The 12,624-nt window shown below is 58.5% G+C and carries 15 protein-coding genes and 1 pseudogene; 6 read left to right on the plus strand and 10 right to left on the minus strand.

The features are described 5' to 3' along the window. Positions 1-127: 127 nt before the first annotated feature. The 5 genes from AC0ZWN_RS02270 to AC0ZWN_RS02290 form a co-directional block, all read right to left on the minus strand. Positions 128-1,492: an MFS transporter gene (locus tag AC0ZWN_RS02270; RefSeq protein WP_476333907.1), complete on the minus strand. Its 1,365-nt coding sequence runs from the start codon at positions 1,490-1,492 to the stop codon at positions 128-130. Between the two features lie 169 nt (positions 1,493-1,661). Next, a complete protein-coding gene (locus AC0ZWN_RS02275; RefSeq protein ID WP_476333909.1) occupies positions 1,662-3,095 on the minus strand; it encodes an NAD-dependent succinate-semialdehyde dehydrogenase in 1,434 nt (477 codons plus the stop codon). Continuing rightward, a complete protein-coding gene (locus tag AC0ZWN_RS02280) occupies positions 3,092-4,126 on the minus strand; it encodes an aldo/keto reductase (RefSeq protein WP_093437404.1) in 1,035 nt (344 codons plus the stop codon). Before AC0ZWN_RS02280 ends, AC0ZWN_RS02275 begins: the two co-directional genes overlap by 4 nt. 10 nt (positions 4,127-4,136) lie before the next feature. Further along, positions 4,137-4,649 carry a formaldehyde-activating enzyme gene (fae, locus tag AC0ZWN_RS02285; protein WP_093437400.1) on the minus strand — a complete coding sequence of 171 codons (513 nt, stop codon included), beginning with the start codon at positions 4,647-4,649 and terminating at the stop codon, positions 4,137-4,139. Between the two features lie 333 nt (positions 4,650-4,982). Next, entirely contained in the window at positions 4,983-5,318 is a 336-nt protein-coding gene (locus AC0ZWN_RS02290) for a hypothetical protein (protein WP_099758716.1), read from the minus strand. Positions 5,319-5,502: 184 nt separating this feature from the next. Between AC0ZWN_RS02290 and AC0ZWN_RS02295 the strand changes: the two genes are divergently transcribed. Next, positions 5,503-5,742 carry a hypothetical protein gene (locus tag AC0ZWN_RS02295; RefSeq protein ID WP_007910805.1) on the plus strand — a complete coding sequence of 80 codons (240 nt, stop codon included), beginning with the start codon at positions 5,503-5,505 and terminating at the stop codon, positions 5,740-5,742. A 67-nt stretch (positions 5,743-5,809) separates the two neighbouring features. Here AC0ZWN_RS02295 and AC0ZWN_RS02300 read toward each other — a convergent pair whose 3' ends face one another. Next, complete coding sequence (locus tag AC0ZWN_RS02300) at positions 5,810-6,007, minus strand: DUF2188 domain-containing protein (protein WP_099758715.1); 198 nt, start codon at positions 6,005-6,007, stop codon at positions 5,810-5,812. Positions 6,008-6,231: 224 nt separating this feature from the next. Between AC0ZWN_RS02300 and AC0ZWN_RS02305 the strand changes: the two genes are divergently transcribed. Next, entirely contained in the window at positions 6,232-6,594 is a 363-nt protein-coding gene (locus AC0ZWN_RS02305) for an NUDIX hydrolase (RefSeq protein ID WP_476333910.1), read from the plus strand. Between the two features lie 4 nt (positions 6,595-6,598). Here AC0ZWN_RS02305 and AC0ZWN_RS02310 read toward each other — a convergent pair whose 3' ends face one another. The 3 genes from AC0ZWN_RS02310 to AC0ZWN_RS02320 all read right to left on the minus strand — a co-directional run bounded on the left by AC0ZWN_RS02310 (position 6,599) and on the right by AC0ZWN_RS02320 (position 8,929). Further along, a complete protein-coding gene (locus AC0ZWN_RS02310) occupies positions 6,599-6,841 on the minus strand; it encodes a DUF1652 domain-containing protein (protein ID WP_476333911.1) in 243 nt (80 codons plus the stop codon). Positions 6,842-6,950: 109 nt separating this feature from the next. After that, positions 6,951-7,850, minus strand: coding sequence for a polysaccharide deacetylase family protein (locus AC0ZWN_RS02315; protein ID WP_476333912.1), 900 nt, complete (start codon positions 7,848-7,850; stop codon positions 6,951-6,953). 131 nt (positions 7,851-7,981) lie between these two features. After that, positions 7,982-8,929, minus strand: a complete 948-nt coding sequence (locus tag AC0ZWN_RS02320; RefSeq protein WP_476333913.1) for an ABC transporter substrate-binding protein — start codon at positions 8,927-8,929, stop codon at positions 7,982-7,984. Between the two features lie 294 nt (positions 8,930-9,223). Here AC0ZWN_RS02320 and AC0ZWN_RS02325 point away from each other — a divergent pair, with 294 nt between their 5' ends. From AC0ZWN_RS02325 to AC0ZWN_RS02340, 4 genes are all read left to right on the plus strand, one after another. Beyond that, positions 9,224-10,204, plus strand: coding sequence for an aliphatic sulfonate ABC transporter substrate-binding protein (locus AC0ZWN_RS02325; protein ID WP_476333914.1), 981 nt, complete (start codon positions 9,224-9,226; stop codon positions 10,202-10,204). 62 nt (positions 10,205-10,266) lie between these two features. Beyond that, positions 10,267-11,109, plus strand: a complete 843-nt coding sequence (locus AC0ZWN_RS02330; protein WP_476333915.1) for an ABC transporter permease — start codon at positions 10,267-10,269, stop codon at positions 11,107-11,109. A gap of 28 nt (positions 11,110-11,137) precedes the next feature. Next, on the plus strand, positions 11,138-11,818 hold the full coding sequence (locus tag AC0ZWN_RS02335; RefSeq protein ID WP_476333916.1) for an SOS response-associated peptidase: 681 nt from the start codon (positions 11,138-11,140) through the stop codon (positions 11,816-11,818). 331 nt (positions 11,819-12,149) lie between these two features. Further along, positions 12,150-12,422 (plus strand): hypothetical protein, encoded by a 273-nt coding sequence (locus AC0ZWN_RS02340; protein ID WP_093437355.1) that lies wholly within the window; start codon positions 12,150-12,152, stop codon positions 12,420-12,422. 34 nt (positions 12,423-12,456) lie between these two features. On the opposite strand, the pseudogene AC0ZWN_RS02345 reads toward AC0ZWN_RS02340, so the two are convergent. Beyond that, positions 12,457-12,624: pseudogene (locus AC0ZWN_RS02345) on the minus strand (IS4 family transposase); the annotation flags it as partial.

Here is a 12,624-nt window from a genome sequence, read left to right on the forward strand (position 1 = left end):
CTGAGATACCGAGTCGAACGTAGATTTTGAATACTACATAGATCGCCCCACTTTCCCCCTCGCCCCTTGGGGGCGGTCCGACGTTTCGGGAGGGCTGGGGTGAGGGGGAGGTTTTAAGCCTTGCACATCAAATCGGCGTGGCGACTTTGCTCACCACAATTGAACTCCCCTCCACCGTGGTCTGCGCCTTGCACGCCTGAATCAACGTCAGCGATTTGGTCTCCGGCGCCCACGCCCACGACAGCCATGCGCCAATCGCCAGAATCGCCGCGAGAATGCCCATCGTCGGGCTCAAACCAATCCCGGCCACACTCACCGGCAGCAGGAACGTACTCACGGCCGAACCCAAACGACTGACTGCCGTCGCCAAGCCGATCCCGCTGGCGCGAACCTCAGTCGGAAAGCTCTCCGCCGGGAACACCCCGACCAGATTGCTCACCGCCGACAACACCAACGTAAACAGACCAAACACCAGCACCATCAGCCACGCCGCACTGCCCGGCAGCACCGCCAGCAGAAACAGCGCCGCCGCGAGAATGATGAACGAGTTGATGAGGAATCCACGCCGGGTGAATTTGATCGTGCACCAGATACCGATCAGCGCGCCGAGGATCAGCAGCATATTCAACATCAACTCGGTACCAAATCCTTCGGCCAGGCCCATCTTCTGCAAAATCGACGGCAGGAACGTGTAGATCGCAAAGTACGGCATCACGATGCACACGAAGAACAGGCAGTTGAACGCGGTGCGCTTGCGGTACTCACGGCTGAACAGCACCGCATACCCGGAACGGGTTTCCGTAGAGCGGGTTTCGTCGAGTTCGACGTTATCGCCCAAGTGTTTTTTGACGATCGCCCGCGCCTCGGCGATGCGTCCCTGATTGACCAGCCAGCGTGGCGATTCCGGCGTGCCGATGCGCGCGATCAGGATCAATGCCGCCGGAATCGCCGACGATGCCAGCATCCAGCGCCAGGCATCATCGCCAAGGCTGAGCATCGCCGTGCCGACGAAGGTTGCGGCAACGTAACCGAAGGTCCAGATCACGCTGAAAGAACCGAGCAAAACGCCGCGATGTTTCTTCGGCGAGAACTCGGCCAGCATCGCGTGGCCGACGCTGAAATCGCCGCCCAAGCCGATGCCGATCAGCACCCGGCAGAGAAACAGACTCATCGCTGTTTCGACATAAAACTGCATCACCGAGGCCACGGTGATCAGCACAAAACTGACCAGAAAGATTTTCTGGCGGCCGACCTTGTCGGAGATCCAGCCGAAAAACAGACTGCCGAGAAACAGCCCGATCAACGCCGACGCGCCGATCAAGCCTTGCCAGAACGCATCCAGCTGCATCTGCGGACTGAGCAAGGTGAACGCGATACCGATCAGGCCGAGAATGTAGCCGTCGGTGAAGTGCGCGCCGAAGGTCAGGCCGGCGATCTTGATGTGAAACCGGCCGATCGGCAGGTCATCGATTTTTATGGGTTGAGCGGACATGTTCGTCTCCAATTGTTGTTATTGACGGAGAAACCGATTGCTCTTGCTTTTGCTTTCTGTGGGAGCCGAGCTTGCTCGCGAAGGCGGCATGTCAGTCACATTACTTTCCACTGATAGACCGTCTTCGCGAGCAGGCTCAGCGCTCACAAAGATTGTTGTTTTCGGGGAATCAGAGACCACCCATCAACAGGTATTTGATCTCCAGATAGTCATCCAGACCGTACTTCGAACCTTCGCGGCCGAGGCCCGATTCCTTGATTCCGCCGAACGGTGCCACTTCCGTGGAGATGATCCCTTCGTTGATCCCGACCATGCCCGCCTCCAGGCCTTCAGCCATACGCCAGACCCGGCCGATGTCGCGGCTGTAGAAATACGCCGACAACCCGAAAGGCGTGTCATTGGCACGTTCCAGCACTTCGGCCTCGTCCTTGAAGCGGAAGCACGCTGCCACCGGACCGAAGGTTTCGTCCTGGGCAATCAACATGTCGCCGTTGACCTCAGTGAGGATGGTAGGCTCGTAGAACGTGCCGCCCAAGGCGTGACGACGACCGCCACACAACAATGTCGCGCCCTTCTCCAGGGCATCGCTGACATGGCTTTCCACCTTGGCCAGCGCCGCGCTGTTGATCAGTGGACCTTGTTCGGTATCACCGTCCAGTGCACTGCCGACGCGCATCGCCGCCACCGCTTCCGCAAGCTTGCCGGTGAAGGCTTCGTAGACACCGTCCTGAATAAAGAAGCGATTCACGCACACGCAAGTCTGCCCGGTGTTGCGGAATTTCGAGGCCATTGCGCCTTTGACTGCGGCATCCAGATCGGCATCGTCAAAGACAATGAACGGCGCATTGCCACCCAGTTCCAGCGAGACCTTTTTCAAGGTGTCGGCGGCCTGACGCATGAGCAACTTGCCGGTGCGAGTAGAGCCGGTGAAGGACAATTTGCGCACGATGCTCGAAGCCTGCAGCGCGCCACCGATGGCGACGGCATCGCCGGACACAATGTTGAAGACACCAGCCGGAATCCCCGCCTGCTCGGCCAACACGGCCAAGGCAAAGGCCGACAGCGGCGTCTCTTCCGATGGTTTGAGAATCATCGTGCAACCCGCCGCCAGCGCCGGCCCGACCTTGCGAGTGACCATCGCCAACGGGAAATTCCACGGGGTGATCGCCGCGACCACACCAATGGCTTCCTTGACCACGATGATTCGCGCATCGGCCTTGTGGCTCGGGATCACATCGCCGTAGGCCCGCTTGGCTTCCTCGCCGAACCACTCAAGAAAACTCGCCGCGTAAACCACTTCGCCCATGGCCTCGGCCAGCGGCTTGCCTTGTTCACGACTGAGCAGCGTGGCCAGATCCTTCTGGTTGGCGAGCATCAATTCGCTCCAGCGCTTGAGGCATTGACTGCGTTCCTTCGCGGTCAATTTGCGCCACGCCGGCAGTGCGCGGTGGGCGGCGTCGATGGCCAGGCTGGTCGCTTCGGCGCCAGCCTTCTGCACCTCAGTGATCAGCTCGCCGTTGGCCGGGTTGCGCACCGGATAGGTCGCGCCGCCCTGCCCCCACTGGCCATCGATGAAGTTGCCGTGACGGATCAAATCGCTCATGCCACCGCTCCCTGCAGAGTGAAACGCTCAAGCCCCGGACGCGCCGAGCGGAGGATGCGTTTGCCGGCGGTGTAATCGTTGATCACGTCGCACGGGGTGTAATTGCGTTCCAGCTCATGCAATTCATCAGCGTCGAGCCTGGTTTCAAGTGCGGCCAATGCGCTGTCGAATTGCGCGGTGGTGTCGGCGCCGACCAGCATGCAATCAACGCCCGGATGGTTCGCCACCCAAGCCTGGGCGATCTGCGCATTCGACACACCGCGAGCACGGGCTACGCGCTGCACCGAGTGGGCGATTTCGAACGAGGCTTCGTCGCTGTACATCTGCTGAGTGAAAAAGTCGGTCTGGTTGCGGGTCGACTGCACGTCACCGGTCAACAGACCACGCGCCAAAGGACTGAACACCGATACGCCGATGCCCTGATCGCGACAGAACGGAATCATTTCGCGCTCTTCTTCGCGGTAAGCGCAGTTCAGTTGCAGCTGCATGTTGATCGGTTTGACCCAACCATTGCGCTCGCAGGCCATGAGGATCTTCGCCAGCTGCCCGGTGAGCATGGTCGAAACGCCGATGTAACGGGCCTTGCCGGAGCGCACGATGTCATTCAAGGCGCCCATGGTTTCTTCGACCGGGGTGTTCACATCGAAGTAATGCAGCATGAAGACGTCGACGTAATCCATGTCCAGACGCTTCAGCGAGGCATCGATGCTGTCCATGATGTGCTTGCGCGAATGGCCGCTGGCGTTGATGCCGCTGCGGGTGCCGTAACCAACTTTGGTGGTGATCACCAGATCTTCGCGACGGGCCAGACGCTTGACGATGCGACCCACCACCTCTTCGCCGACACCGGCGGAATAGAAGTCGGCGAGGTCAATGAAGTTCACGCCGTTGTCCAGTGCGTGCGCGACGATCGGCTCACTCTGCTTTTCATTGAAGATCCACGGTTTCCAGTCCGGCGTGCCCATGTTCATGGTGCCCAGGCACAGACGCGAAACCTGCAGGCCGGAGTTGCCCAAACGGATGTATTGCATGGCGTCGACCTCAGGCTTTTGGCGTGTAGAAAGGATTGCTGATGTGCGCAACGACGTCTTTCAGTTGCGCGGTTTCCGGCTTGCCGGTCAGTGCCGCGCGGATCGCGGTGCGGCAGGCGTTGTAGTTGTTCAGGTACACCGCATCGAGGTCGTCGCACGCAGGATTGACCCAATTGGCGGTGACGATTGCCCATTCGTCTTCGGCTTCCGGCGGCAGCGTGCCGTCGAGCAGCGCTTCGAGCACGGCTTTGGCGATCCCGGCCTGCGAGGCGCCCCACGTGGCGTTGCCGTGCAGGTCGCTGCTGATCGCGGCTTTATTCACGTACAAGGTCATCGGTTTGACCGGGATGTTCGGTTGCGCGATCACCATGAACGGGCAGTGGCCCTGGCTAGGCGATGCGAGGCTGTTGGCGAACGCCTGCCCCGCCGGACCATTGCGCGGGCCGATCAGAATATTGATGTGCGCGGCGTTCACGCCCGGGCCTTCGAAACCTTCACCGATGTACAGGTCGAGTTCTTTCATCAGTCATTACTCTTGTGCGATACGAGGGATGTTCGATAGCTCACGCGCACCTGATAGCGAGCGTGTTCAATAACGGGCGGAGGGAGAGTCGGCGGGATAAAGGGGGCATGGCTGCAAACGCTCTCTGGTTGTTATTGATGAGCTGTGTTTGCGATTTTTTAACACCGGGACTGGAGCCGGCCGTAACCATTAAAAATCATGGGGCAATGAGTTTTAGTCATAGCCCTTCTCGCGGGCAAAAAAAACCCGCTCAGTGAGCGGGATGGTTGAAGGCGATGCGTCCGGATTGGCCATTGATGGCCGGCGCTCGATGCACACCGCCTGCAGGCGTGGTTACAGGCAGTCACGCACCGATTGGCGCAACGACCCGGACTTGGCCCACGGCGGCCCCTGATACAACGAAACCCGGCTGCCATCCTTGTACTTGACGATGTCGAGGATCTCGTCCGCCGTGATGATGCTTGGCGCCGTGATGCGGTAGCCGTTGGAAATCGATGTCTGCGAAGTCTTGGCCACATCCTTCTGCCACAACGGTAATAAACACGCAGCATAGTCCTTGGGCGACTTGGTACTGGTCTTGCTGATATTCGGCTCACCCGGCACCAGCGAGGCCGGCAACGAGCAACCTGCCAACATGGCCAACGCCAGACTCCCGATCCATATCCGCATGGTGTATTCCTGATCTGAAAAAAGTGAATGTAGCGTGTAAGCGGCGCTACATCCATCGTGGCATCGCGCCCTTGGCGCAATCTGCACAACTTTTCACAACCGTTCAGCGTGCTGACGAACAGGCTTTGCCCATCGACGAAAAATGCGACTACTCTTTTCTACCGAGAATGTTCTGGAGGTGATCATGCGGCTCAATGAATACGAACACGAACTTCAACGCGACCTGCAAAGCGTTGCATCGGACTTGAGATGGTCGGCGGTCGACCTCAAACGTATCGCCGAACAACTGCGCAAATCCGGCAACGAGGCGGATGCGCAAAGCGTGCTGAGATCCTGCGAGGTGCTGCAAAGCGATGAAGAACGGCTGCAACTCTATGCCCGGGAAGTGAAAGCCCGCGCCATCAGCCGGACCAAGGTCCACTGAGACCCACCCACCTACCTCAAACAAAAGCCCCGACACATGCCGGGGCTCTTTCGTTACAGCCTGCCTGTCAGTGGGTTTTGTGACTTTGCGCGCGCGTCGAGCGTTTTTTGTAGCCAGGCAACGCAGCGGCATAGGCCAGTGCTTCCTCCCTGCTGCCAAACGACGCCAGCCGATCGCCCTGAGTGCAAACCCGCCATGGGCCATTGTTCACGCTAAGCACGTCATAGCCGTTCATGTGCATCTTGATCAACATCGGCATGCTCATGGACACCTCCATTTTCGCTAACGGTCAGATCCAGCTTCACGCTTTTACCTTACACCCTGATCCACCCGAAATGCCGACCGGGCGTCGCAAGCCGCGACCATCATGGCGCGGGCACTTTACGCTGCAGCCAACGCTCCAAACGCCAATGAAACCTTTGTTGCTGGCTCCGGCTCAAATATTGCAGTTTTATTACTATTTCGTGACAAGCAATAAACAGGTAACAGATGAAAGTACGCGCAACCGTTATATGCGAACAGGATCGCCACGTTCTCCTGGTACGCAAACCCCGCTGCCGCTGGACATTGCCCGGCGGCAAGGTCGAGCCTGGGGAAACCCGAGCGCAGGCTGCCGTACGTGAACTGCAAGAAGAAACCGGCCTGGACGCCGACGATGTGTTGTATTTAATGGAATTGCAGAGCGGCAGCACACTGCATCATGTCTACGAGGTCTCCGTGCTGGACTTCGAGCAAGTGCGGCCGCAGAACGAGATCATTGATTGCATCTGGCATCCGCTGGACGCAGTGCGCAATCTGCACACCAGTGAGGCGACATTGCGCATTGTTGAAGCGTTTCAACGACGTTTATGAGGCGTTAACCAGCAAAGGCCCGGCGACCGGCGCTCATTTCGGTGCGTAACTCACCGATGAAGTTGGAAACGTCACGGATCGTGACGAGGTGTTCCGGGGAAACGCCAGTGAGCAGCAATTCGACACGCCCGCTGTCGGGCTCATAAACCTTGATTTGCAGCAGTCCCTGCGCACTCGGAATGCAGTCACACTTGAACGCAGGAAAGCCGGATTCGACAATCCGGCAAATATCGTCAATGGCAAGCATGAGTGCACGCCTCGCAGGCGTTGGTCGGTCGACTCGTTGAGCATAGATGAGCCATTTGTGGCTTGCCCGATACAAAATGCCAACCCGATCACAACAATCCACCTCACCCTCAGTGTGCGTCGTGATCCCAGATCCAGTTCCACATCCCCGGCAAATTTACCGGCTCCGAGCTTTTTTCCACCGTACGAGCCAATGCCGCTTTCTCAAGTTCAGCGTGATCATCGTAGAAAGGCTTGTCAGCCAGCTTCACGCCCGTGGCGGCGGCGCTATCGAGCAGAATCTGCAGGTAGTCGCGCGTGTGCCGCGCGGTATAGCGGTTGAGATCATGAAACGTCACCACCACCGGAATCACCCCGTCCACAGTCGGCAGCTCGCCGAGGGCAATCCGTTCACGGACTTCCGATAACTGCCGCAATAGGTTGGCCCGGCGCCTCGGGCTGGCATTGAAGCCCCAGATCTTGCCGTCGTTGGCACTTAAATCCGTGAGCAACACATGCAAGCCGTGCTGCTGATAGGCGGCAAAGGTACGTTTGTCGTAATTCCAGAACGGCGGGCGCAGCAACTTCGGCGGCGCGCCAGTGATGGCAGCGATATCAGCCGTGCCGTTGGTCAGCGATTCTTCGAGTTCTTGCGGATCGAGCAAGCGATGATTGGTGTGCCAGTGGGTGGCCGTGTGAAACGCCAGTATGTGGCCTTCCTCATACTCACGCCGCATGATGCCGCGACCGATGTCACTGTTGCCAGCTCGCGGTGCGCGCGTCTGCACGAAGAACACCGCTTTGATATTCGGCATCAGCGAATTGTCCTTGAGGCTGTCGAGCACCGTCGCCGACGGATTCCAGAAACTGGATGCGCTGGGGCCGTCATCGAACGTCAACAGGAAGCGCACCGGTGCCTGGGCTTTCAGGCGCGTTTCGGTTTGCGCGGTCATTTCTATCGGGGCGGCGATACAACCGGCCAGCCCGAGGACGATGAGCGCTGCACAGAGAAGTTTGAATCCGGATGTCATGTTTTGCCTTGAGCACGGCGGCTGCCGTCATGTTGTCGATTGGCAAAACTCCCTCGCCCTTATCCATCCTTACGCCCCGATCTGCGAGCGGAGGTTGGATAAGGTACACAGGGTTTGGTTCCGGCGCTCGCTCAGTGAGCCAATGCCTGTTGAAAAGACGTGTCGATAATCCCTGCGGTGGCCAACGGGGCCGGCAGCGCTTTCACTTTGAACAGGAAGTCGGCAGTACTTTGCAAATCCGTCGCCGCTTGTGTGTCAACGGGGCCGACCGTCATGTGCGCCTGACGCAACCAGTGGCGCGACACCTGCTGATCGAGATTGGCTTTCTTCGCCCACAGATCGGCGTATTCATCCGTGTGGCTGTCGACCCAGGCCCGCGCCTGCTTCAAGCGCCCGAGAAAATCCGCGATGGCTGCACGTTTGCTGTCAATCGACGGCGTGGATGCCGCGATTGCACTGAGCCCCGGCATCAGATTTTTTGCGGTCAGGATCGGCCGCGCGCCGGAAAATACGATCTGCTGGGAAATGTACGGTTCCCATACCGGGAAAGCGTCGATGCTGCCCTGTGGAAGGGCTGCGGCGGCATCGATCGGCATCAGCTTGACGAAGTCGACGTAGTTTTCCGGCAGACCGCCCTGCTCCAGGGCGCGCAAGGTCAACTGCTGACTCCAGGCGCCAGGCCAATAAGCGACTTTCTTGCCCTTCAGATCAGCGATGGTTTTTACCGGCGAGTCCTTCGGCACGAGTAACGCGATGGTGTCCGGATTCTGCCGCGATACGCCAATCAGCTTCACCGGCGCCTGCTTGGCAGCCAGAAACAGAAAACCGGAATCGCCCAGAAAGCCCAGATCCAGCGAACCGGTTTGCAAGGCTTCCGCCAAGGGTGCAGCGGCCTGGAAGTGCTTCCAGTCGACGGTATAAGGCGCGTCTTTCAATACGCCGGACGCCTCCACCGAGGCACGGATGTTGTAGTAGTTCTGATCGCCGACGTGGAGGACCAAGGGCTCGGCTGCGTAGGAAAGCGGCGAGGTAAATAATGCAGTGATTAACCCACTGCGGAGGAAACGAGAAAGCTTCATGGCGAGTCCTGCGAAAGTAATTGCATAGACCATAACGCTCTTGTTTCGCGGTTTTGAAATTCGATAAATGCATAAGCTCATCACGGTTGATACTTGCTGTTTGCTTGGCAACAGTTGCGAACCACACTGTTTCCCACGCAACAGCTGAAATCCTGCACCTGGCGTTAAAACCCTTATAAACCGGCGCTTTCAAGCACATGGCACAGAGCCTGCAATATTCCATTCATGCAGGAAGCATTCGATAAAAATATCTTTTTGGACATAAGAAACCTGTGCCTTTGCCGGAGCGCCCCCATGACATCGTTCTTTCCCCGACTCAAAACCCTGCTGGCTGCCAGCGCCATGGTGCTGAGCCTGCAACCGCTCGCCCACGCCGCGGAAACGGCGCCAGCAGAAGTGCATCTCGACTACGCCTATTACTCGCCAGTCAGCTTGGTGCTCAAGCACTTCGGCTTCCTCGAAAAGGCCTTGCCGCAAACCAAAGTCAGTTGGGTACTGAGCCAAGGCAGCAACCGTTCGCTGGAATACCTCAACAGTGGCGGCGTGGATTTCGCTTCCAGCGCCAGCCTGGCGGCCGTGCTGAGTCGGGCCAATGGCAGCCCGATCAAATCCGTTTACGTCTACAGCCGCGCCGAATGGACAGCGCTGGTGGTACGCAAGGATTCGCCGTACCAGACCGTCGCTGACCTGAAGGGCAAAAAGATCGCTGCCACCAAAGGCACCGATCCGTATCTGTTTACCCTGCGCAGCCTGCAACAGGCCGGATTGAAAAAAGACGATGTCGAACTGGTTCACCTGCAACATCCGGACGGCCGCACCGCGCTGGAAAAAGGCGATGTCGACGCCTGGGCCGGACTTGATCCGCACATGGCCGCCAGCCAGGTTCAGGCCGGCTCGCGCCTGCTCTACCGCAACCCCGCGTTCAACAGCTACGGCGTGGTCAGCGTCACCGAGCAATACGCCAAAGAACATCCGCAGACTATCGAAACCGTGATCAAAGCCTACGAACAGGCCCGCGACTGGGCGCTGAAAAATCCTGATGAGTTCGCCGCCCTCCTCGCCAAGGAGTCCGGCTTGCCGCTGGACGTAGCCAAGCTGCAACTATCGCGCACCGACCTGAGCAGCCCGCAACTGACCCAACAGGACATCAGCGCCTCCAAGGCTGCGGCGCCGATTCTGGTCTCCGAGGAACTGGTGCGCCGTGGGGTGAATGTCGATCAAGTCATCGATCAACTGCTCGACAGCGGTGTACAGCAAGCCATCGCCCGCCAGTAACCGATCAGCCTCAGGACAAATCCGCGCCCGTCGCGGATTTGTTGTGAGCGGAGCCAAAAACCATGACCACTCACAGCAAAGACTTGCCCGCGCCACTTGCCGTACCGCGCCAGCGTCCTGCGCGTTTAAATCCGGCATGGCAGCGCCGCTGCAAGGGCCTGGCCCTGCCGCTGCTGATCATCGTTGCGCTGGAAATTATCGTACGCATCGGGTGGCTGCCGTCCTACCAGATGCCGGCACCGAGCGAGATTGCCCTGACCCTCACCGACCTCGCTGAGGGTGCGCTGTGGAAACACATCGGTGCCAGCCTGATTCGCGTGCTGCTGGGTTTTGCCATTGGCGCCAGTCTGGCGCTGGTGTTTGCCGCCTGGGTCGGTTTGAGCCGCGAAGCCGAGGCCTATCTGGAACCGACTTTCGCCGCGTTGCGTTCAATCCCGAGCCTGGCCTGGGTGCCACTGCTGTTGTTGTGGCTGGGCATCGACGAGACCTCGAAAATCGTCTTGATCGCCATTGGTGCGTTCTTTCCGGTGTACGTCAACGTCGTCGCGGCCATACGCAACATTGACCGCAAACTGGTGGAAGTCGGCCGCATCTACGGCTTTAGCCGCTTGCAACTGGTAAGGCGGATTTTGCTGCCGGCCGCCCTGCCCGGCCTGTTCACCGGGCTACGCAGTGGCATGAGCCTGGCGTGGATGTTTCTGGTGGCGGCGGAACTGATCGCGGCCACCAAAGGTTTGGGGTATCTGCTCAGTGACGGCCGGGAAACTTCGCGGCCGGACATCGTGCTGGCCGCAATCATCGTGCTCGCCTTGCTCGGTAAATTCAGCGACGGCCTGCTCGCCATGCTCGAACGCCGCTGGTTGAACTGGCGCGACACATTCACCGGTCAGAGCGCCAGCGACTAAGCTGAAAACTCCAACCGGAGATCGGCCCATGTGCGGAAGACTCTCGCAGTACCGTGGCATTCACGACTTAGTCGCGGTGCTGAGCATTCCCGACGCGTTGATCAACCACGTTGGCGATGCGCCGCTTGATCGCTATAACGCGGCGCCGACCACCGCGCTGGCCGTCCTGCATCAACAAGAGCAACACCTGCAAGCCGACAATCTGCGCTGGGGCTGGCGCCCGCATTGGGCCAAGGATCGCCCACCACCGATTAATGCCCGGGTCGAGAAAGTCGCCCACGGACCGTTCTTCCGGGCGATCTGGCGACATCGCTTGATTGTGCCCGTGGACAACTGGTTTGAATGGGTTGATAGCGAAGACAAATCCCGACAACCGTGGCTGATTCGTCGGGCGGATCATGGGGCGGTTTTCTGCGCTGCCATTGGCCAATTTCCGACAGCCGAAACAGCGGCCCGAGACGACGACGGTTTCGTGATCATCACCGCCGATGCCGCCGGCGGCATGCTCGATATCCACGATCGCCGACCGGTGGTGTTCCGCGCAGAGTTGGTGCGCGAATGGCTCGACCCCGCGACACCCGTTGAACGCGCCGAGCAAATGCTGTTGTTCGAAGGTGAAGGCAGTGAAGTGTTCGAGTGGTACAAAGTCGGCAAAGCGGTCGGTAACGCACGCAATCAGGGGGCCAGTTTGATTATTGAGCAGACTTAAACATCTGCCGACTTCACGCGTCTATCAATGTAGGAGCTGCCGAAGGCTGCGATCTTTTGCCGCAGCGTTAGAAGAATAAAACTATTGCAACCTTCAGCGACTCATAAGGCGAATCACTGCCGTTACAAACGCTGTTTCATCTTTGAAACGCTGCAAATAAAACACACGTTCGAGTGAACAAACCGCCTGTCTGACATTTCAACCGTCATACATACATTTAGATGCACTACGGCTAGCATGCGCGCCGCCTTTCCGATTGGTATACCAGTTGACCAAAGAGTCAACAAACCAGGAATCCCCATAACGTCTACAAGCCTTGCAGAGAAATAAGTTGCGCGACGATTTTGCAATCAAACAGGTCAGCGGCCTGGAGTGTATTTATCTGTCCATGACAGAACGCTTTGAACTCGACTGTTTTATCGGCCACTACATCAAGACCCGAAACCTGCGTGCCGTTCCCGATATCGAACGCATCCTGCGCACCACCCTCGAAGGGTATCCCGGCCACGCGCCGGTGATGGTCAACGAGCTGAATGCATGGATCGACCGAACATTGGGATATCGGGCTTCACACCCCGATTTCACGCAGCTGGACGATCTCTGAACCCAAAAAAAGCCCCGCATGTGCGTAATGCTGTTCACTTAAGCGGAGCAGCCTTACGGTCCACCGGAAACCGGTTTTTTGAGATCTTCACCGTCCTTGGCCTCGAAGGCCTTGGGCGGTGATCCAGAAACAGCCCGCCAACGCCTTTTCTAAGTTCCGCCAACCGTCTACCCGTCGCTGAAACAGGATTGGCCGCAGCCAT

It is taken from the genome of Pseudomonas sp. 3B-A001-10F (assembly GCF_056313565.1).